The 19,658-nt window shown below is 72.9% G+C and carries 16 protein-coding genes; 7 read left to right on the top strand and 9 right to left on the bottom strand.

The features are described from left to right. The 5 genes from JUB10_RS12105 to gabT all read right to left on the bottom strand — a co-directional run. On the bottom strand, window positions 1-338 hold a 338-nt coding region (locus JUB10_RS12105; protein WP_207457014.1), incomplete at its 3' end, for an aldehyde dehydrogenase family protein. Beyond that, the gene (locus JUB10_RS14705; RefSeq protein ID WP_374191701.1) at window positions 335-1,747 is read right to left on the bottom strand and encodes a flavin monoamine oxidase family protein; all 1,413 of its coding nucleotides are present in this window, start codon (window positions 1,745-1,747) and stop codon (window positions 335-337) included. The genes JUB10_RS12105 and JUB10_RS14705, both read right to left, overlap by 4 nt. After that, entirely contained in the window at window positions 1,744-3,240 is a 1,497-nt protein-coding gene (locus JUB10_RS14700; protein ID WP_307859211.1) for an NAD-dependent succinate-semialdehyde dehydrogenase, read from the bottom strand. The genes JUB10_RS14705 and JUB10_RS14700 overlap by 4 nt, the downstream gene beginning before the upstream one ends. Beyond that, window positions 3,237-4,511 carry a Glu/Leu/Phe/Val family dehydrogenase gene (locus JUB10_RS12095; protein ID WP_207457013.1) on the bottom strand — a complete coding sequence of 425 codons (1,275 nt, stop codon included), beginning with the start codon at window positions 4,509-4,511 and terminating at the stop codon, window positions 3,237-3,239. The genes JUB10_RS14700 and JUB10_RS12095 overlap by 4 nt, the downstream gene beginning before the upstream one ends. Continuing rightward, window positions 4,508-5,866 (bottom strand): 4-aminobutyrate--2-oxoglutarate transaminase, encoded by a 1,359-nt coding sequence (gene gabT, locus JUB10_RS12090; protein WP_207457012.1) that lies wholly within the window; start codon window positions 5,864-5,866, stop codon window positions 4,508-4,510. The genes JUB10_RS12095 and gabT overlap by 4 nt, the downstream gene beginning before the upstream one ends. Before the next feature lie 123 nt (window positions 5,867-5,989). Between gabT and JUB10_RS12085 the strand changes: the two genes are divergently transcribed. The 3 genes from JUB10_RS12085 to JUB10_RS12080 all read left to right on the top strand — a co-directional run bounded on the left by JUB10_RS12085 (window position 5,990) and on the right by JUB10_RS12080 (window position 10,285). Further along, window positions 5,990-7,507, top strand: coding sequence for a PucR family transcriptional regulator (locus JUB10_RS12085; protein ID WP_207457011.1), 1,518 nt, complete (start codon window positions 5,990-5,992; stop codon window positions 7,505-7,507). A 227-nt stretch (window positions 7,508-7,734) separates the two neighbouring features. After that, window positions 7,735-8,649 carry a universal stress protein gene (locus tag JUB10_RS14695; protein ID WP_307859210.1) on the top strand — a complete coding sequence of 305 codons (915 nt, stop codon included), beginning with the start codon at window positions 7,735-7,737 and terminating at the stop codon, window positions 8,647-8,649. 70 nt (window positions 8,650-8,719) lie between these two features. Next, entirely contained in the window at window positions 8,720-10,285 is a 1,566-nt protein-coding gene (locus JUB10_RS12080; protein ID WP_307859214.1) for an APC family permease, read from the top strand. Window positions 10,286-10,378: 93 nt separating this feature from the next. On the opposite strand, the gene JUB10_RS12075 is transcribed toward JUB10_RS12080, so the two are convergent. Then, on the bottom strand, window positions 10,379-10,918 hold the full coding sequence (locus tag JUB10_RS12075) for a TetR/AcrR family transcriptional regulator (protein WP_207457009.1): 540 nt from the start codon (window positions 10,916-10,918) through the stop codon (window positions 10,379-10,381). 46 nt (window positions 10,919-10,964) lie between these two features. Here JUB10_RS12075 and JUB10_RS12070 point away from each other — a divergent pair, with 46 nt between their 5' ends. Next, entirely contained in the window at window positions 10,965-12,476 is a 1,512-nt protein-coding gene (locus JUB10_RS12070) for an MFS transporter (RefSeq protein ID WP_207457008.1), read from the top strand. A 26-nt stretch (window positions 12,477-12,502) separates the two neighbouring features. On the opposite strand, the gene JUB10_RS12065 is transcribed toward JUB10_RS12070, so the two are convergent. Continuing rightward, window positions 12,503-14,218 carry an amidase gene (locus tag JUB10_RS12065; RefSeq protein ID WP_207457007.1) on the bottom strand — a complete coding sequence of 572 codons (1,716 nt, stop codon included), beginning with the start codon at window positions 14,216-14,218 and terminating at the stop codon, window positions 12,503-12,505. Beyond that, window positions 14,215-15,255, bottom strand: a complete 1,041-nt coding sequence (locus JUB10_RS12060; RefSeq protein ID WP_207457005.1) for an agmatine deiminase family protein — start codon at window positions 15,253-15,255, stop codon at window positions 14,215-14,217. Before JUB10_RS12060 ends, JUB10_RS12065 begins: the two co-directional genes overlap by 4 nt. A gap of 65 nt (window positions 15,256-15,320) precedes the next feature. Here JUB10_RS12060 and JUB10_RS12055 point away from each other — a divergent pair, with 65 nt between their 5' ends. Next, window positions 15,321-15,968 (top strand): TetR/AcrR family transcriptional regulator, encoded by a 648-nt coding sequence (locus JUB10_RS12055; RefSeq protein WP_207457003.1) that lies wholly within the window; start codon window positions 15,321-15,323, stop codon window positions 15,966-15,968. A 7-nt stretch (window positions 15,969-15,975) separates the two neighbouring features. Here JUB10_RS12055 and JUB10_RS12050 read toward each other — a convergent pair whose 3' ends face one another. Next, window positions 15,976-16,590 carry a TetR/AcrR family transcriptional regulator gene (locus JUB10_RS12050; RefSeq protein ID WP_207457002.1) on the bottom strand — a complete coding sequence of 205 codons (615 nt, stop codon included), beginning with the start codon at window positions 16,588-16,590 and terminating at the stop codon, window positions 15,976-15,978. A 124-nt stretch (window positions 16,591-16,714) separates the two neighbouring features. Here JUB10_RS12050 and JUB10_RS12045 point away from each other — a divergent pair, with 124 nt between their 5' ends. Both JUB10_RS12045 and JUB10_RS12040 read left to right on the top strand, forming a co-directional pair. Then, window positions 16,715-17,965, top strand: coding sequence for an MFS transporter (locus tag JUB10_RS12045; protein ID WP_207457001.1), 1,251 nt, complete (start codon window positions 16,715-16,717; stop codon window positions 17,963-17,965). Continuing rightward, window positions 17,962-19,593, top strand: a complete 1,632-nt coding sequence (locus tag JUB10_RS12040) for an amidohydrolase (protein WP_207457000.1) — start codon at window positions 17,962-17,964, stop codon at window positions 19,591-19,593. Before JUB10_RS12045 ends, JUB10_RS12040 begins: the two co-directional genes overlap by 4 nt. Window positions 19,594-19,658 lie beyond the last annotated feature (65 nt).

Raw genomic sequence — 19,658 nt, 5'->3', positions numbered from 1 at the left:
TCGTCGACCTGGATGGGTTCGTCGGCGAGGAAGCCGGGGCCGTTGTCGGCGTAGTAGGCGTAGATGTCCGCGGCGAACTCGACCTCGCCGACCGCCTGGGCGAGGGGCTTGCCCATCTCCCGCACGATGATCTCGGCGAGTTCGTCCTTGCGCTCGAGGTGCAGTTCGGCGACCCGGCGGATCAGCGCCGCCCGCTGCTCCGCCGATGTGGTGCGGCTCCACGTCGTGTACGCCTCGTGCGCGCTGCCGATCGCGGACTTCAGGTCCGCCTCCGAGATGACCTCGAACTCCTCGACCCGCTCACCCGTCGACGGATCGATGACCGCGTAATCGCTCATGCTGCCCTGCTTCCTGTTTGCTCGGCCGCGGCATCGGCATCGGCGATCTCCGCGGCGATCCGGCGCCCGACGCGGATCGCGCCGTCGACGTGCTGGTACCCGTGGGCGGCGAGGTCGCTCGACCCGAAGCGGATGGGCCCGACGGGCTCGAGAGCGAGCGCTCCGTAGCGGGTGAGCCCGCCGAGGTCGAAGCTCGCGGCATAGGCGCCCTGGGTCCACTCCTCGGCCGCCCAGTCGCTCTCGTAGTAGACGACAGGGGTCAGCGCGTCCGGTCCGTAGTACGCGGCGAGGGACTGCAGGATGCGTGCTCTGCGCTCCTCCGCCGGCAGGGCGAAGACGCCGTCCGCCTTCTCGTCCGAGACGAAGCCCACGAGCGTGCCGCGCTCGTCGCCGAAGTTGGTGTTGTCGTAGGCCTCGTGCACGAGCTGGTACGGGCTGAAGGCCGTGCCCGAGAGGCCGGCCTCTCGCCAGAACGGCCGCTCGTAGGTCGCGTGCACCTTGATCACGAGCCCGAGGGACTGGTGCTGCTGGGCCTGCTGGCGCAGGCGGGGGAGCGCGGGGAAGAAGTCGATGCGCGAGTAGAGATTCGGCGGAACCGCGACGACGACGTGGCGGGCGGCCACCGTGACATCCGGAGTCGTCACGGTCGCTCCGGCCGCGGTCCACTCGACGGTCTCGACGCGCTTGCCGAGTCGCACGACGTCGGGACCGAGCGCCTCGGCGAGGCGGAGGGGCACCTGCTGCAGCCCGCCGACGACGCGCTTGTCGAGGATGAAGTCGGCGTCGACGAGGTTGCTGAAGCTGCCGGCACTCGCGGCCATCAGCAGGGCCTGCAGCAGCGAGAACGCGTGCGCGGGCTTGGTGAGCATCGCGTCGGCGATGAAGAGGGCGATGTTGTCGCGCGCCTCCTCGTCGTCCGACTGCTGCTCGAGCCAGGTGCGGAAGGAGACGTGGTCGAACTCGCGGGCGCGGGGGTGCGCCCACGGTGCGGCCGGATCGACCTCGGCGACGAGTCCGTCGAGCAGGGCGATGAGCCGGGTGAGTTCCGCCTCGGTCTCGGGCCCGGCGGGGAAGATGTCGCCGGAGAAGCGGCGCACCTCGCCGTCCTTCGTCACGTAGACGCTCTCCCCGTCGCGGTAGCGGCTGTAGGTCTCGAGCCCGAGCTCCGCCAGCGTCTCGAGGAGGGCGTCCTGGTCGGGCGAGACCCACTGGCCGCCGATCTCGAGCAGCTGCCCGTCGATGGTGTCGGTCCAGAGCCTGCCGCCGACCCGGTCGCGCGCCTCGAGCACGATCACGTCGTGGCCGCGGCGGCGCAGTTCCGTCGCCGCCGTCAGCCCGGTCGCCCCGGCGCCGATCACGACGACGTCGCGGTGCAGTTGTTCCATGGTGCGGTTTCTCCTGAGAGTCAGATCGTGGGGTCGGGGGTCATCGTGTACTTCGTCGTGAGGTACTCGTGGATGCCCTCGACGCCGCCTTCGCGACCGAGACCCGATTGCTTGACTCCGCCGAACGGGGCGGAAGCGTTGGAGATCACGCCGGCGTTCAGACCGAGCATGCCGGTCTCGAGACCCTCCATCATGCGCTGTCCGCGGGCGAGGTCGCGTGTGTAGACGTACGCGGCGAGCCCGTACTCGGTGCCGTTGGCGAGGCGCACGGCCTCGTCCTCGTCGTCGAACGGGACGATCGAGAGCACGGGGCCGAAGATCTCGGTGCGGAAGAGGTCGCTGTCCGCGGGCACCTCGGTCACGACTGTGGGCGCGAAGAACGTGCCCTCGCCCGGCAGGGCATCGCCGCCGGTACGCACCTCGGCGCCCCGCGAGACGGCGTCGGCGACGAGGGCGGAAGTCTTCGCCACGGCGCGGGCGTCGATGAGCGGGCCGACCTGCACGCCCTGCTCGGTGCCGCGCCCCACTCGCATGGCCTCGACCCGCGCGGCGACGCGGTCGGAGAACTCGCGCACCACGGAGCGCTGCACGAGGAAGCGGTTGGCGGCGGTGCACGCCTCGCCCGAGTTGCGGAACTTCGCCAGCAGGGCGCCCTCCACGGCGGCATCCAGATCGGCGTCCTCGAAGACGAGGAAGGGCGCGTTGCCGCCGAGCTCCATCGAGGTGCGGAGCACGTTCTCGGCGGCCTGCCGCAGCAGCACCTTGCCGACCTCGGTCGAGCCGGTGAAGGACAGCTTGCGCAGACGCGGCTCGGCGATGATCGGCGCGCTCACCGTCTTGGAGCTGTTCGTCGGGATCACGTTGACGACCCCGGCCGGCACGCCGGCGTCCTCGAGCACCCGGGCGAAGAACAGTGTCGTGAGCGGGGTGAGCTCGGCGGGCTTGACGACCACGGTGCATCCGGCGGCGAGGGCCGGCGCGATCTTGCGGGTGGCCATCGCGAGCGGGAAGTTCCACGGCGTGATGAGCAGGCAGGGTCCGACGGGGTGATGGCTGACGATGGTGCGGCCGGTGCCCTCGGGGTTGATTCCGTAGCGGCCGGTGATCCGCACGGCCTCCTCGCTGAACCAGCGCAGGAACTCGCCGCCGTAGGTCACCTCACCCTGCGCCTCGTGCAGCGGCTTGCCCATCTCGAGCGTGATCAGCAGCGCGAACTCGTCGCGGCGCTCCTGCAGCAGCTCCCACGCGCGGCGCAGGATCTCGGCGCGGCGCCGGGGCGGCGTGCGCGCCCAGTCGTCCGCCGCGGCGCAGGCCGCGTCGAGGGCGGCGAGACCGTCCTCGGGATCGGCGGAGGCGATGGTCGTGAGCACGCGTCCGGTCGAGGGGTCGGCGACGTCGAGCGTGCCGCCGCTGCGGGAGGGGGTCCAGCGGCCGCCGACGAACAGCCCGGTCGGCACGCGCTCGAGCAGGTCGCGCTCGGCGGCGTCGACGGATGCCTCGGGGGAGGTGATGGTCACGGGTACAGTCCTCTCAGGTTGTGGGCGTCGGCCACGCGCTCGACGGCGAGGCACATCGCCGCGGCGCGCAGCGAGAGGCCGCGGCGGCGCGCGGCATCCGTCACGTCGGTCCAGGCGCTCGTCATCCGTTCGGCGAGCCGGTCCTCGACATCGTGCTCGTTCCACCAGTACGCCTGGTTCGCCTGCACCCACTCGAAGTAGGAGACGACGACGCCCCCGGCGTTGGCGAGGATGTCGGGCACGACGAGCACGCCGCGCTCCTCGAGCACCCGGTCGGCCTCCGTGGTCGTCGGGCCGTTCGCGCCCTCGACGACGACGCGGGCCCGCACGCGCGGGGCGTTCTCGGCGGTGATCACGCCTTCGACGGCGGCGGGCACGAGCAGGTCGACGTCGAGCTCGAGCAGGTCGGCGGGCGGCAGCTCGTCGGCGAGGGGGAAGCCCGGCACCCGGCCGGTCGCGTCGACGTGGTCGGCGAGCGCGGCGACGTCGAGCCCGCGGGGGTTGTGCAGGGCGCCGTACTGGTCGCTGACGGCGACGACGCGCACTCCCGCCTCGGTGAGGAAGCGGGCGGTGTCGCGGCCCACCTTACCGAAGCCCTGCACGGCGGCCGTGCGGCCGGGGCCGGTGAGGCCGACGTGCTCGAGGGCGCGGAGGGCGACGTGCACCACGCCGCGGGAGGTGGCGGACGCGCGGCCACGGGAGCCGCCGAGGTTGAGGGGCTTGCCCGTCACGACGCCCGGCACGGTGTACCCGGTGGCGACGGAGTAGGTGTCCATCATCCAGGCCATGACGCGTTCGTCGGTCCCGATGTCGGGCGCAGGGATGTCGCGTTCGGGCCCGATGAGCGGCAGGATCTCGCTCGTGAAGCGGCGGGTCACGCGCTCGAGCTCCGCGTCGCTCAGCTGCGTGCGGTCGAGGGCGATGCCGCCCTTGGCTCCGCCGTACGGCACGTCGAGCAGGGCGCACTTCCACGTCATCCACATCGCGAGCGCGCGCACCTCGTCGAGGCTGACGTGGGGGCTGTACCGCAGGCCGCCCTTGGCGGGGCCGCGCGAGAGGTTGTGCTGAACGCGGTGGCCGGTGAAGAGTGTCGTCGACCCGTCGTCGCGGCGCAGCGGCACCGCGACGGTGAGCTCGCGGCGCGGGGTCGCGAGCATCGCGTGCAACCCGTCGTCGTAGCCGAGCACCTCGACGGCCTGGGCGAGCTGACGCTGGGCGTCGGCGAGCACGCCGCCGGTGTCGGCGCCGGTGGGCAGCAGGAGCGTGGTCATCGCGGAGCCGCGGCGAGCGCCTCGCGCACGACCCGAACACCCTCGCGCAGGAGGTCGTCGGAGATCGTCAGGGGCGGGAGGAAGCGGATGACGTTGCCGTAGGTGCCGCAGGTGAGCAGGATGACTCCGGCGGCGCCGGCGTACTCGGCGACGCTCTTGGTGAGCGCCGCGTCCGGTTCCCCGGTCCCGGGGTCGACGAGCTCGATCGCCATCATCGCCCCGCGGCCCCGGACGTCGCCGATCCGCTGGTCCTCGACGCGGAGGGCGTTGAGCGCCCCGCGCAGCACGACGCCGATCTCGCGGGCGCGCTCGGTCAGGCCGCCGTGCTCGAAGAGTTCGAGGGAGGCGAGAGCGGCCGCGCAGGCGACGGGGTTGCCGCCGTAGGTTCCGCCGAGGCCGCCGGCGTGCGCGGCGTCCATGATCTCGGCGCGGCCCGTGACCGCGGAGAGCGGCAGGCCGCCCGCGATGCCCTTGGCCGTCGTGATGAGGTCGGGCACGACGCCCTCGTGCTCACAGGCGAAGAGCGCACCGGTGCGGCTGAAGCCGGTCTGGATCTCGTCGGCGATGAAGACGACGCCGTTCTCCCGTGCCCACTCGGCGAGCGCCGGGAGGAAGCCCGGGGCCGGCACGATGAAGCCGCCCTCGCCCTGAATTGGCTCGATGACGATCGCGGCGAGGTTCTCGGCGCCGACCTGCTTCTCGATCTCCGAGATCGCGATCGCGGCGGCCTCGGGACCGCTGCGGCCGTCGCGGTAGGGGTAGGACAGCGAGGCGCGGTGGATCTCGGAGGCGAAGGGGCCGAACCCGCTCTTGTACGGCATCGACTTGGCGGTCATCGCCATCGTGAGGTTGGTGCGGCCGTGGTAGGCGTGGTCGAACACGACGACCGCCTGCCGACGGGTGTGGCTGCGGGCGATCTTGACGGCGTTCTCGACCGCCTCGGCGCCCGAGTTGAAGAGCGCCGTGCGCTTCTCGTGGTCACCGGGGGTGAGGCGGTTGAGCTTCTCCGCGACCGCGACGTACCCCTCGTACCCCGTGATCGTGAAGCACGTGTGCGTGAACTGTGCGACCTGCGCCGTGACGGCCTCGACCACCTCGGGGGCGGCGTTGCCGACGCTCGTCACCGCGATGCCGGAGCCGAGGTCGATGAGCGAGTTGCCGTCGACGTCGACGACGACCCCGCCGCCGGCCGCGGCCGCGAACACCGGTAGGGCGATGTTGACGCCCCCGGGCACGGCGTGCTGCTTGCGCGAGAAGAGCTCCCGGGACTTCGGTCCGGGGATCTCAGTCAGGATCCGTCGCTCCTGGGGGAGGGTGGGTCCCCCGACGGGAGCGAGCGCCAACGTCGTCGTCATGCTTCGTCCTTCTGGTCGGTACTGGTGGCCAGGTTAGGAACGGGCACCCGCGTCGGACAGTGCCGTTCTGGCAGTTCTGCCGCTGCATCCGACATTCCGGCACAATGGCCCTACGCTGGGCCCATGTCCGTGACCCTCCGCCGCCTCGTCGCCGAACCCGGCTTCCGGTTGACCGTGCGCGCCTCGTCGGCCGCGCTCGACGAGCCGCTGACCTGGCTCTCGAGCTCCGACCTGCCGGACCCCAGCCCGTTCCTCCTGCCGGGGCAGCTCGTGCTGACCACGGGGCTGCAGTTCGAGCGCTTCGGCGACGCCGACTTCGTCGACTACGTGCGGCGGCTGCAGGGCGCCGGGGTGCTCGGCATCGGCTTCGGCGCGGAGGTCGTGCGGGCGGACACCCCGGCGGCACTCGTGGCGGCGTGCAGGGAGGTCGGCCTCGCGCTCGTCGAGGTGCCCTACGACGTGCCGTTCGTCGCGCTCATCACCTGGGCGGCCCGGGAGCTCTCCCGCGAGGCCGCCGCCCGCAGCGAGTGGGCGCTCTCGGCTCAGCAGGCCATCTCGCTCGCCGCGGTGTCCGGCGGCGGCGTCTCGGCGGCGCTGCTCGAGACGGCCCGGCAGCTCGGGGCCACCGTCGTGCTCTTCGACTCCGACGGCGAGTTCGTCGAGCAGCAGCCGGCGACGCGGTTGCCCGCGGCCGTGAACGACGCCGCGCACGAGGACGTGCGGCGCCTGCTCGCCCGCCGCCGCCGTGCCGGAGGGTCGCAGCGGGTCGACGGCCACGACGTCGTGGTGCAGACGCTCGGCCGCAGCGACCGCCCGCGCGGCGCCCTCGCGCTCGCATCGCCGAATCCGCTCGACGCCAGCGCCCGGGCGGTGCTCATGACCGGGATCGCGCTCGTCGAGGTGGCACGGGAGCAGGATGCCGCGGAGGCCGCCGCCCTCGCCGCGATCCGCGCGCACGTGGTCGGGCTGCTGCGCGCCGGCAGCCTCGACCTCGCGCAGGGGCTGCTCGAGGAGGCATCCGCGGCGGGCGACGTCGGGCGGCTCGACCCGCAGCGCGACGTCGTCGTGCTCGTGGCCGGAGGAGGGGCGAGCGGCGACGAGCTGCGGCGCCAGTTGCGGCGTACCGCCCGGAAGCACTCCCGCACCCGCTTCGCCACCGTGACCGGAGGCCGGCTCGTCGCCCTGGCCGACGGGGAGTCCGTGCCGTGGCTGGTGGCCGCCGCCGAGCGGCAGACCGTCGCGGCGGGACTCTCGGCCCCGCACCCGCTCGGGGAGTTCGAGCTCGCGCTCTCCGAGGCCGAATCGGCGTACGCCCAGGCCGAGGCGCGCGGCGGGGGAGTACTGCCCTGGAGTGAAGCAGGGTCAGGGCGGTTGCTCGGCTATCTGCAGGGCACGGGCATGACGGAGGCGGCGTCGACCCGGCTCGCCGCGCTCGGCGGCGAGGGGGCCGAGCTCGTGCGGCTGACCCGGCTCTGGTTCCTGCACAACTGCCGCTGGGAGACGGCCGCGGAGGCCGCCGGGCTCCACCGGCACGGCCTCCGCGCACGGGTGGAGCGGGTCGCCCGGGCGCTCGAGCTCGACCTGGACTCGTTCGCCGATCGCGCCGAGCTATGGGCCCTCGTGTCCCTCCCCGAGCGGTGACCGCCGAGGCGTCCGCGTTTGCACTTTTTGATCGCGTGATCAACAATCGCGTTCATGGACCTGCTCGGCGAAGCGCAGTCACGACGCGGTGACCGTCGCGGCGCCGTCCGCGGGTCCGACGCGGAGCCACCGGGGCTCCGTCGGTAGTCGTCGCCGCCGCACGAGCGGTGGGATCGTCGCGCGCGTCCGGCGCTGTCGCCGGCATGCCGCAAGGAAGGAACACGCCTGTGGACCAGGTCGAGAACCTGTACGGCCGGCAGCGCTTCGTCGTCGGGTACGTCGCTGATGCCAGGGGCGCCGAGGCCCTCGCGCTCGGCATCAGCCTCGCCCGCGGAGCGCAGGCTGAACTCGTCGTCACGCTCGTCGTGCCGGAGCCGTCGCCCTACGGCGGTGGTCCCTCGCCCCGCCACGTGCACGACCCGATCGTGCGGGAGCGACTCGAGCAGTGGCAGCGGGAGGCACTCGATCGGGTGCCCGAGGACGTGTCGGCCCGCAGCGAGGTGCGCGCCGCCGAGTCGGAGGCCCGCGGGCTGCTCGAGGCGGCCGAGGAGCACGACGCGAGCGCGATCGTCGTCGGCGCTCGTTCGAACCCGCTGCTGCAGCGCTTCGCGCTCGGCACGACGCTGAGCGCGCTCCTGCACTCGTCGCCCGTTCCCGTCGCGCTCGCTCCCGCCGGCTTCGACTCGACCGACGCGCCGCCGCGGCTGACGGCGGTGTACGGCACGCGCCCCGGGGCATCCGCCGTCATCGGCACGGCCGTCGAGGCGGCCGACCGGCGCGCGGTGCCTCTGCGGCTGCTGACGCTGCTGCCCGGTCAGCCCGAGGGCGGCGAGGTGCGCGACGAACTCGTACGTCAGGCCGAGCGGTTCGGCGGCCTCGCCCTCGGCGAGCGCGCCGAGGAGCTGCTCACCGCCGACGGCTCGGAGGTCGCCGCCGTCACCGGCGCCGACCTCGACGATGCGATCGGCCGCACGACGTGGCTCGACGGAGAGGTCGCCCTCGTGGGCTCGAGCCGTCTCGCGCCGCGCGGACGGGTCTTCATCGGCGGCACGGCCCAGCGCCTGCTGCGCCGCATCCCGGCCGCGGTCGTCGTCGTGCCGCGCGACTATCAGGCGGCGAGCCAGACCTCTCCCGCCGCGTGACGCGCAGCGGGAGCCCGAGGAGAACATCGATGGCAAAGGAGCCAGTGTGACAAGTCAGACCGACCAGCGAGTGACCCGCACGGGGCGGCGCGACGACCGAGGCTTCCACGCCAAGGGACTCAGCGTCGCCAAGGTCGGGGTGCTCGGCAGCGTCATCGTCGGGGTGTCGAGCATCGCGCCCGCCTACACGCTCACCTCGGGCCTCGGACCGGTGGTCGCCGAGGTCGGCGTGCAGGTGCCCGCGGTGCTCCTCATCGGCTTCGTGCCGATGCTCTTCGTGCTCTTCGGCTACCGCGAGCTCAACAGCGAGATGCCCGATTCCGGCACGAGCTTCACGTGGGCGACGCGGGCGTTCGGTCCCTGGATCGGCTGGATGGCCGGCTGGGGGCTCGTCGCCTCGACGATCCTGGTGCTGTCGAACCTCGCCGCCGTCGCGGTCGACTTCACCTTCATCCTGCTCGCGCAGGTGCTCGGCGACCCGGCGATCGCCGACCTCACGGGGATCCTCTGGCTGAACCTGCTCGTGACCGGCGTCTTCACCGCCGTCGCCGCGTGGATCAGCTACCGGGGCGTCGAGGCGACGCAGAAGGTGCAGGTCGGGCTCGTCGCCTTCCAGCTGCTCGCGCTCGGCTGGTACGTCGTCGCCGCGCTCGTGACCGTGGCGCAGGGCGGCGGCTACGACCCTCAGCCGGTCACGCTCGCCTGGTTCGACCCTCTCGCGGCCTCGAGCGTGACGGCGCTCTCCGCCGGCGTCTCGCTCGCGATCTTCCTGTTCTGGGGCTGGGACGTCGTCGTGACGATGAACGAGGAGGCGAAGGACCCCAAGCGCACGCCGGGACGCGCCGCCATCCTCACGATCTTCGTGATCATGGCGGTCTACCTCGCCGTGACGATCGCCACGCTCGCCTACGCCGGCGTCGGCGAGACCGGCCTCGGCGCGGGCAACCCCGACAACCAGGAGTCGATCTTCGCCGTGCTGTCGGCGCCGATCATGGGGCCGTTCGCGATCCTCATGTCGATCGCGATCCTGCTGAGCTCGGCGGCGTCGCTGCAGTCGACGATGATCTCCCCGTCGCGCACGATCCTCGCGATGGGTTACTACCGCGCGATCCCGGATGTCTTCTCGCGCATCAGCCCGCGCTTCAAGTCCCCCTCGGTGGCGACGCTCGCCGCGGCGGTCACGGCGACGGTGCTCTACGCGGGCATGCGCCTGCTCTCGGAGAACGCGCTGTGGGACACGATCAGTGCCCTCGGCCTCATGGTGTGCTTCTACTACGGGCTCACGGGCGTCGCGGCCGTCTGGTACTTCCGCCGCACGTGGTTCGTCAACGTCCGCACGGCTCTCACGCGCTTCCTGCTGCCGCTCGTCGGGGGAGTGGCGCTGCTCGCGCTCTTCGCGAAGACGGCGATCGACTCGATCGACCCCGCGTTCGGGTCGGGGTCGGCGATCTTCACGACGCGGGTCGGCGCTGACGGCATGGCCGAGGACGGCATCGGCCTCGTGTTCGTCGCGAGCGTCGGCATCCTCGCGCTCGGCGTCGTGCTGATGGTCGTGCAGGCCGTGAAGTCGCCCGCGTTCTTCCGCGGGGAGACGCTCTCGACGGCCGCGGCGGAGCGGGAGACCACCACGGAGTGACCGGTGGCTAGGCGCGGAGCGGCGGTTCGGACCCTGGTCCGGGCCGCCGCTTCCGTCGTCCCGCGCTCTCCACCCGCGCGCTTCGGGCTCCGCTCAGCGGTCGAGCAGCGAGATCAGCGCCTCGGTGATCGCCTCGCGCTCCTCGGCGGACGGGGTCAGCGTGAAGCCGTCGCCACCGGGATCGATCGCCGCGTTGTCGTAGATGCCGTCGCCGATCAGCTGCGCCATCCGGGCGACGAGCGGGTCGCCGGTCGCCTCCGCGAGGCGGTCGTACCAGCCCTGCTCGACGGTGCGGATCGCCTCCGCGGCATCCGCGTGGCCGTTGCGGGCGAGCGTCTGAGAGGCGAGGAAGGTCGAGTGGAGCTGGTCGGCGGTGTCCGCGCTCGACTCGACGAACAGCCGGACGGCGTCCTCCGGCAGCTGCGGCATCTCGGCAGCGTCGATTTGCGAGCGCTCGACGAGACGTTCGAGCAGGCTGGAGCGCAGGGAATCCTTCGAGCTGAAGTGATAGAGCAGCCCGCCCTTCGAGACGCCGGCATCGGCCGCGACGGCGTCGAGGGTCGTGCCGCGTTCGCCGCCGGCGAGGATCTGCCGTTCATAAGCGTCGAGGATGCGGTCTCGAGCAGAGGACATGTGCTCACCCTAGTCGGCTGTACCGTCCAGACGGTATAGTACCGGGATGACCACCGCACTCCTTCCTCCGAAGGCGACCACCCGCGCCTGGGCCGGGCTCGCCGTCCTCATGCTCCCCGTGCTGCTGGTCTCCGTCGACAACACGGTGCTGAGCTTCGCGCTGCCGCAGATCGCGCTCGAGCTACGGCCGAGCGCCGCGATGCAGCTGTGGATCATCGACATCTACCCGCTCGCCCTCTCGGGGCTGCTCGTCGCCATGGGTTCGCTCGGCGACCGCATCGGCCGGCGGCGGCTCCTCCTCATCGGCTCGGCCGGGTTCGCCGCCGTGTCCGTGCTGGCCGCGTTCTCCACGAGCGCGGAGATGCTCGTGCTCGCCCGCCTGCTGCTCGGCGTCTTCGGTGCCGCCCTCATGCCCTGCACGCTGTCGCTGATCCGAGGCATGTTCGAGGACCGCTCCGAGCGCCGCCTTGCGATCGCGATCTGGGCGACCGGCTTCGCCGCGGGCTCCGCCATCGGCCCCATCGCGGGCGGGCTGCTGCTCGAGCACGCGCCCTGGGGTGCCGTCTTCCTGATCGCCGTGCCGGTGCTGCTGCCGCTGTTCCTGCTCGCGCCGTGGCTGATCAAGGAGTCGAAGGACCCCGCTCCCGGGCCGATCGATCCCGTCGGCATCCTGCTGTCGATGCTGACGCTCGCCCCGATCGTCTTCGCGATCAAGCACGTCGCGACGCACGGGGTCGACACCGTCGCGATCATCGCGGCACTCGTCGGCGTCGCCGCGGGTGCGGCCTTCGTGCGCCGGATGCTCCGTGTGCCCACTCCCATGCTCGACGTGCGGCTGTTCACGGTCCCCGCCTTCACCGGCTCCGTGCTCGTCAACCTCGTGTCCGTAGTCTCGCTCGTGGGGCTGCTCTACTACCTGCCGCAGCACCTGCAGCTCGTCGAGGGGCTCTCGCCCCTGCAGGCGGGGCTCGTGCTCGTGCCGGGCACCGTCGGCATGGTCGTCGCAGGCCTGCTGGCCGTGCGGCTCGTGCGCCGGGTGCGCCCGGCCGTCGTCATGGCGGGCGGCCTCGTGCTCTCCGCCGTGGCGTTCGCACTCATCGCGGTCGCGGGTACGGAGGCGACCCTGCTCCTCCTGATGGTCGCCTTCGCCATCCTGTCGATCGGCGACGGCGCGGCGCAGACGCTGTCGAACGACATGATCGTCTCCAGCGCCCCGGCCGCGAAGGCGGGCGCGGCCTCGGCGATCTCCGAGACCGCGTACGAGGCGGGCGCCGTGATCGGCACCTCCGTGCTCGGCGGCGTGCTGACCGCCACCTACCGCGCTCAGCTCGACGTGCCAGCGGGCGTCGCCGCGAGCGAGGCGGATGCCGCGCGCGAGACCCTAGCGGGCGCACTGCAGGTCGCGCGAGAGCTGCCCGCCGACCTCGCCGCCGCGCTCACGGAGTCGGCCCGGCACGCCTTCGACGCCGGGGTCGTCATCACCTCCGGCGTCGGCGCCGCGCTCATGGCCGTCGCGGTCGTGCTGACCCTGACGCTGCTGCGGCGCGCGCGGGACTGAGTCCCGCGCCCGACCGCACCGGCCAGTCAGAGGCGGGGCGTGCGGCCCGGCTCGGTGCGCCGAGGCGCGAGCGACTCGAAGGCGGCGCCGATCGCGAGCAGCCGGTTGTCGTCGTAGCCGCGTCCCGCGAACGTCAGCCCGACCGGCATCCCGGTGTCGGACATCGTGCCCATCGGCACGGTGACCGTCGGGATGCCGAGGTGGCGGATCGCGAGGTTGCCGTTCGCCACCCACACGCCGTTGCGCCAGCCGAGGTCGGCTGATGCCTCGTTCACGTCCATGTCCGCGGGCGCCACATCGGCGACCGCGGGGAACAGCACGGCGTCGAGACCGAGCGCGTCCATCCAGTCCTCGACGTCGACCCGTCGTGTCGCGATGAGCCCGGCCAGCCCCGCGGGCAGCTCGGGGATCTCCTCGAGCGATGCGACGGGGTGCTCCCGCACGTGCCGGGGATAGTCGGCGATGTCGTCGTCGAAGCCGTCGTAGCGGTCGGGCAGGGCGCCGTCGGGGTGCGGGAAGATGCGTGAGCCGTCGACGACCGTCAGGTCGGGCAGAGCGGGGTCGCCGTTGGCGCGCAGGAAGTCGTCCCAGGCCCAGGCCGAGAGGTCGAGGATCTCCCGGCGCAGGTACTCGGGCGGGACCAGGCCTCGGGTGGCGATGGTGGGCGCCCCCGCGCGGTCGCCCTCGTAGTTGCTGACGGCGGGGAAGTCGACCTCGACGACGGTGGCGCCCGCGGCCTCGAGGTCGCGTCGCGCGGCCTCCCACAACTCGATCACCGAGGCGCGCGTCTCGATGCGCCGGCCCGTCGGACCGCCGATCCCGGTCGCGCCGACGCCGGCCTCGGCATCCGCGTTGACGTACATCCGCGGAACGCCGAACCGCCGCCCCGCGAGGGTACGCTCGGCGTGTGCGCGGTCGTCGCTCGCGAGTTCCGCGTAGCTCGCCGGGCGCAGCTCGGATGCCCGGGGCAGCGGGATCCAGGGTTGTGCGCGCCAGAAGTCGCCGCGGCTCTCGGGGTCGTCGGCGACGATGACGTCGAGCACCTCGAGAAGGTCGGCCATCGTGCGCGTGTGCGGCACGACGACGTCCATCGTGGGCACGAGCGGCCAGTTGCCACGAAGCGAGATGACGCCCCACGACGGCGTGTAGGCGCACAGGCCGCTGTTGGAGGCGGGGCCCCGGCCGCTCGACCACGTCTCCTCACCGAGGCCGAAGGCCGCGAAGCTCGCCGCGGTCGCGGTACCCGAGCCGTTCGACGAGCCCGAGGCGAACGGCGCCGGGAGGTGGTCGGGGGAGTAGGGGCTCTCGGCGCGCCCGTAGAGGCCGCGCTGCATCCCGCCGTTGGCCATGGGCGGCATGTTGGTCAGTCCGAGGCAGATGGCGCCGGCGCCGCGGAGCCGCTCGATCGTGAAGGCGTCGCGCTGCGCGACGAGGTCAGCGAAGGCGGGACTGCCGGCAGCGGCGGTGAGGCCGGCGACGAGATAGCTGTCCTTCGCGGTGTACGGGATCCCGTCGAGCGGTCCGCGCGTCTCGCCGCGCCGCCGCCGCTCGTCCGAGGCGGCAGCCTCCGCGAGCGCCTGAGGATTCCGGACGACGACGGCGTTGAGTCTGGTCGCGGTGCCGGGGCCGTCGTACGCCTCGATCCGGTCGAGGTACGCTTGCACGAGCTCGACGCTCGTCGCCTCGCCGGACTCGAGGGCGCGCCGCAGGGCCGCGATGGAGGCTTCGACGACGTCGATCACGCTGCCTCCGTCCGAGCCGGCTGCTGCTGCGTGATGCAGTGGATGCCGCCGCCGCGGGCGAAGATCGGGCGGGCATCGACGGTCACGACGCGCCGGCCGGGGTACGCGTCGGCGAGGATCGCGCGCGCGTCGGCATCCGCCTTCTCCTCGCCGAAGCCGCAGGCGATCACCCCGCCGTTGACGACGAGGTGGTTGACGTAGCTCCAGTCGACGAAGCCCTCGTCGTCGCTGATGGTCGCGGGCGCGGGCAGCTCGACGATCTCGAAGGGTCGACCTGCGGCATCCGTCTGGCGGGAGAGCAGCCCGCGCAGCTCGCGGGTCACGGCGTGGTCCGGGTGTGCGGGGTCGGTCTGGGTGTGCAGCAGCAGCCGGCCGGGCGAGGGGATCGTGGCGACGATGTCGACGTGGCCGTTCGTGCCGAATTCGTCGTAGTCGCGGGTTAGTCCGCGGGGGAGCCAGACGGCGTGGGTGGCACCGAGGGTGCGACGCAGTTCGGCCTCGACCCGCGACTTGTCCGCGTACGGGTTGCGGCGGGGGTCGAGCTGCACGGTCTCGGTGACGAGCACGGTGCCCTCGCCGTCGACGTGGATGCCGCCGCCCTCGTTGACGAGCAGCGACTCGACGAGCTCGGCGCCGACGAGATCGGCGACGGCGCGAGCGATGCCCGCAGACACCCGCCACTCGGCCCAGTCCTTGTCGCCCCAGCCGTTGAACACCCAGTCCACGGCGCCGAGCACGCCCGGCCGCTCGTCGTCGAGCACGAAGGTGGGGCCGAAGTCCCGCATCCAGAACTCGTCGAGCGGTGCCTCGACAAGGTCGACCGCGGTGCCGAGCATCCGGCGGGCGCGCTCGGTCTCGGTCGGGTCGACGACCATGCTCACGGGCTCGAACTCGGCCACCGCGAGCGCGACCTCCGTCCACGCGGCGTAGCACTCCTCGCGCTCCGCGGGGGTCTCGCCGAGGGTCAGCCCCTCGCGGGGGAACGCCATCCACGTCCGTTCGTGGAGTGCTGTCTCCGAGGGCATCCGCCAGGTCATCGTCATCCTTCCGTGGCGTTGTTGACCGCTTGATCAACAGCGCCGACAGTACAGAATGACGTGTGATGCAGTCAACGCCACGCCCCGCGCGCACCCGCAAGACCCCGGACGGCCGGCGGGTGGAGATCGCCGCCGCCGCGCGGGCGATCGCGCTGCGTCAGGGCCTCGACGCCGTGACCCAACGGGCGGTGGCGACCGAGGCCGCGATGACGCCCGCCCTCGTCGCGCACTACGTCGCCAGCATGGACGCGCTGGTGGCGGAGACCTTCGCCGGCATCGTCGCCGACGAGCTCACGGAGCTCCGCGAACTGCTCGGCGAGGAGGGGGACCCGCAGCGCAAGCTCTCGCTGCTGCTCGGAACCCTGCTCGACGGCAGCCGGCACGACGTGACGTCGGTGTGGGTGCACGCATGGGCGCTCGGCCGCCGCAACGACGCCCTCGCCGCGGCCGTGCGGGAGCAGATGGACGACTGGCAGCGGATGATCCGCGACGTCATCGCCGAGGGGACGGCGGCGGGCGTCTTCCGCTGCGACGACCCCGGCGACACCGCCTGGCATGTCCTCGCGATGATCGACGGGCTCAACGCCCACGCCCTCGTGCACTGGGGCGCCCCGGCGGTGCAGGTGTCGCTCGCGACGCAGGCGGTCGAGGCGATGCTCGGGCTGCGCCCCGGATCGCTGGCCGCACCGACGGCGGGCGCGGCCGGGCGCTAGTTCGTCCTCAGTCGGAGATCGGCTCCTGGTCCGTGCGTAGCCGCGCGCGGAGACCGTCGAGCAGGATCGCGATGCCCGCGTCGAGCGCCGCCTCCGCCCTCGGCGCCGCCGTCTCGGCGAGCAGGGCCGCGAAGTCCTCGTCGTCGCTGTGCCACACCTCGGCCGGTGCCGCCGAGTCGAGCGCGGAGCCGAGCGCGAAGGCGTCGAGCACCGAGATCACGGTGAGCAGCTCGTCGCGCGCGAAGCCCGCCCGCTCGAGCACCCGGGCGAGGTGCGCGTACGCCTGCAGCACGCCGGGATCGCGGATCGTTTGCCCGACGAGCAGCGGGATCAGCCGCGGGTGCCCTGCGAACAGCCGCCGGTGCGCCCGCACGAACAGCTCGACGGCCTGCTCCCAGTCGGATGCCTCGGCCGCGGCCAGCCCCGCCCGGCTCGCCAGTCGCGCCCGCACGAGCTCGAGGATGTGGTCGCGCCCCTGCACGTGGTTGTACAGCGAGGGCGCGGAGACGTGCAGCTGCCGCGCGACGGCCTGCACCGTGAACGGGCCGCCCTGGTCGATGAGCCGCACCGCGGCATCCGCGATCTTGTCGACGCTGAGCAGGGGAGCGCTCGGTCTGCCCACGATCCCCCCGTCCGAGCCGAAGGCCCTCAGCCTATTGCGGCCCCGGTTCGCGGACCGCTATAACTAACGCCATTAGTTTGCCGGGTGCGGAGCGAGGACGCCACGCCCGATCGGAAGGACGATCATGACGAATGCACCCGGCGCGGTCGAACGGCTGCCCCTCACCCTGCCGCGCGCGGTCTCGACCTTCGGGCTCGCGGTCATCGGCCTGCTGACGGCGAACGTGCTGCCGTTCATGATCATCGCCCTGCAGGAGGCGCTCGGCACGGGCGCGACCGAGGCGGGCGCCGTCATGACCGGCTCCCTCCTCGCGACCGCCCTGACCTGCCTCGCCGTGACACGCCTCGCCGAGGGACGCCGCCGCACCCTCGTCGCCAGGGTCGGCCTCGCGGTCACCGTCGTCGGCTACGGCGTCGCGGCCCTGGGGCTCGGCCCCGCCCTGACGATCGCCGGCGTCATCGTCGGCGGTGCCGGAGCGGGCGGCGCCGTCGCCTCGAGCGGCGCGGCCCTCGCCGCCCTGCGCAACCCCAACCGGATCTCGGCCGTCAGCGGCCTCGTGAACCGCGGCATCGTGACCGTCGTGCTCGCCGTCATCCCGCTGCTCGGCATCACGCTTGGTAGCGCCTTCGGCCTCGTCGCGGGGATGGCCCTCGCGGTGCTCTTCGTCTCGCACTGGCTGCCGGCTGCGCCCCTCGCGGCGTTCGACGACGCGGAGCGACCGGCCGTCGCCGCGGCCGCGGCACCGTCGCGCGCCCTCACCGCCGCCGGCATCGGCATCCTCGCGCTCTTCGCGCTGTGGGCGGTGGGGGAGGACTCCCTCTGGGCTCTCGCCGGCGCGATGGGCGCCGACCAGGCGGGCCTCGACGACGCCGGGCTCGGCTTCGTGCTGAGCGCGTCGACCGCCGGCGGGCTGCTCGCCTCGATCGTGCTGATCTTCATCGGCGACCGGCTGGGTCGCGCCGTGCCTCTCCTCGTGCTGCTCGTGCTCGGTGGCGGGCTCAAGCTCGCCGCGTCGCTCGCGACCGATCCGACCGTGCTGACGATCGTGCTGATCGCCTGGAACACCGTCTACCTCGCGGTCTTCCTGCTCTTCATCGCCACCGCCGCCGCGCTCGACGCCAACGGCCGCTGGTCGGGCCCCTGCCTCGGCGTCTACCTCATCGGCTCGAGCTTCGCCCCGATCGTCGGTGCCTGGCTCGCCGAGACCTTCGGCTACGCCGGCTTCGGCTGGACGATCGCGATCATCAGCTGGGCGATCGCCGTGCCGGTCGTGCTCATCGCCCGCCTCTCCAGCCGCATCGAGCGCCGTGAGAGGGCCGCCGCCGAGGCCGTTCCGGATGCCGGTGCGCACACGCTCGAGGCGGGCCGCCCATGACCCGCACGGTGCTGACCGCCGCGAACGTACTCAGTCCCGCCGCCGATGCGGCGGACGTCACCGGTTTCGCCCTCGACCAGGGCTCCGGCGTCGTGATCGACGGCGGCACCATCGTCGACGTGCTGCCGCCGGGGGGCCCCGCGCCGCAGGGGGAGCGCATCGTCGAACTCCCCGGACGACTCGTGCTGCCGGGCTTCATCGACTCGCACGTGCACCTGCTCTGGCTGGGCGAGGCGCTCGGCAAGGTCGAGCTGACGGACGCGCGCGACCTCGGCGAGATCCAGCGCCGGCTGCGGAAGGCCCGCGCGGCGCTCGGCGACGAGGGCGGCGTCGTGCTCGGTCGCGGCTGGCTCTTCGACGCCGTCGAGGGCGAGCCTACCGCCGCGATGCTCGACGAGGCCGTGCCCGACGTGCCGGTCTTCCTCGACGCGAACGACCTGCACTCGGTGTGGGTGAACTCGGCCGCCCTCCGCGCGATGGGTATCACGGCTGACACCCCCGACCCGCTCGGCGGCCGCATCTCTCGGGACGCCACGGGCGCCCCCGCGGGGATGCTCTACGAGCGGGCCGGCCTCGAGCTCGCGGGCGCCCACCTCGCCTCGCTCGCCAGCGACGACGACCGCGACGCTGCGATCGAGCGCGCCCTCGCCGCCTACAGTGCGGCCGGGGTCACCTCGGTCGTCGACATGGCGATGGACGAACTCGCGTGGGCCGCTCTCTCCCGCTGCGCCGAGCGGCGCGGCGGCCGCCTCCCCGTGCGGGTCGCCGCCCACTGGCTCGTCGCCGACTCCGGCGACCCCGAGCAGAACCTCGCCCAGGTCGCCCGGGCGGCCGAGTTCGCCCGCGACGGCTCGCCGTGGCTTCGGGTGATCGGCATCAAGCTCATCCTCGACGGCGTGATCGACGCGTGCACCGCGACGATGGTGCGGCCCTACGCGGACGGCTCGAACGGCGAGCCGCTGTGGCCGTCCGCCGCGCTGCCTCCCGTCGTGTTCGCCGCGGACGACGCACGTCTTCGTATCGCGATGCACGCGATCGGGGACGGGGCGAGCGAACTCGCGCTCGACGTGCTCGAGGAGCTCGTCGACACGCGGGAGCGCTGGGACCGTCGGCCCCGCATCGAGCACCTCGAGGTCGTCTCCGCCGAGACGCCGGCACGGATGGCGCGGATCGGCGTCACCGCGTCGATGCAGCCCGTGCATGCCGACCCCGCCATTCAGGACAACTGGCGAGTGCAGCTCGGCGACGAGCGCGCCGACCACGGCTTCGCCTGGCCGCTCTTCCCGCAGGCCGGCGCCCGGCTGGCCTTCAGCACGGATGCCCCGACCGCGCCCCACCACGCACTCGCCAACCTGCACATCGCGACGACCAGGGGATCGGCCCTGCAGCCGGAACTGCCGCCCGCGCAGCCGGAGTACGCCGTACCGCTTGCGGCCGCGCTGCGTCACGTCACGCTCGACGCCGCCGCGTCCTACGGGGAGGAGCACCGCCTCGGCCGCATCCGGGCGGGCTACGACGCGGACCTCGTCGTGCTCGACGCCGATCCGTTCGCCGAGCCCGAGCGCTCCCTGCTCGATCTGCGCGTCGTCCGCACCGTCGTGGCGGGGGAGACCGTCTTCGAGGCGTAGCCCCGAGCCCGGAAGGGGCGGCACCCGACGGGGTGCCGCCCCTTCTCCGTGCCTGCACCGCGACG

It is taken from the genome of Desertivibrio insolitus, assembly GCF_017355965.1.
GTDB lineage: Bacteria > Actinomycetota > Actinomycetes > Actinomycetales > Microbacteriaceae > JAFIQW01.
This window is presented reverse-complemented; position numbering and strand designations above follow the sequence as displayed.